2 protein-coding genes are annotated in these 1,024 nt (G+C 37.6%); both read right to left on the reverse strand.

Annotated features, from left to right (window positions below; translation table 11 throughout):
• Window positions 1-752: hypothetical protein (locus N1032_RS23785; protein ID WP_259542865.1), on the reverse strand; the 752-nt coding region annotated here is incomplete at its 3' end.
• Window positions 753-767: 15 nt separating this feature from the next.
• The coding region (locus tag N1032_RS23790) for a hypothetical protein (RefSeq protein WP_259542866.1) at window positions 768-1,024 on the reverse strand (257 nt) is incomplete at its 5' end.

The raw sequence follows: 1,024 nt of genomic DNA on the forward strand, positions 1-1,024 counted from the left end.
TTAGGTGTTTTTCTGGAAGGTGAAATATACTTGCGCCGATATTCATTCTTTGCGTCCTTGGTTGGAAAGCAAGCCTGTTTTAAATCCTTGCGAACATATCCCGTATTAGTGAATGGCACGTCTTCAAAATAGCCCGTTTTATCAATCGCTTTTCGGATATATTTTACAACAATTTCAACGTCACGGAAAGCATAGCCCCATTCTTTATCAGATAATGGCGTGTCGTGGTGTCTAATCTTGCTATAATCCAAATCCCCCATCATTTTAGGAAGTCCAAGGGATTTTCCCACGCCCGCTAGTGAAAGGCATGAGAGAGCAAAAGAACAGCGAAATTCTATGTTATCTGTTTCACCATAGAAAATATGGTTTTGGTCATGAGCCATAACTTTTCCCCAATCAAAGAAACCACTGAAAAATGAAAACTCGAAAGGTAAATTGTGGGCGTAAATTACAAGCCTAGATTTTGGCTCAAGTGTTTCTTTGATTAGGTTAATCAGTTGAAGAAATTCTTCCCATTTCCGCCCGCTTATTTTGAGGTCTTCAATTTGGAAAGTCCAACAATACATAAAGGCTTGACGTTGCCCGTCAATGATTACGCTTGAGGTTTCAATATCGAATGAACAAGCAAGCGTGTAGTAACTATCTTTTGATTTTTTAGTTCCCGGCTTTTTGATTGGTGTTGTTACTCTTATGAGGGTTTCAAGTCGTTTAAGTAAGGTTGGCGAAATATGAAATTTGTGTTTTATTCTCATGTTCCGCCACCTTTCTTATGAGGTTGTAACTTTGAGGAATTTTGAATTTTTGACGGTATTCAGAAAATTATCGGATAACTTCATAGCGATCGTAAGCCCCGCAATTTCACCAATGGAAAGCGCTAGTTCGTCCATATCGTCTTGACTAGCGTTTAAAATTTGGTCGAAATTTAATTGGTCTTGTTTAATCAAAGCTTCAATATATTCTTTTCTGAAAAATTCGGAATCATTGATTCCTTTCATTTCGATTCGTTCGGCTTTCATAATATCTT

The sequence above is a fragment of the Herbiconiux daphne genome (assembly GCF_024979295.1).
In the GTDB taxonomy this organism is placed as follows: Bacteria; Actinomycetota; Actinomycetes; order Actinomycetales; family Microbacteriaceae; genus Herbiconiux; species Herbiconiux daphnes.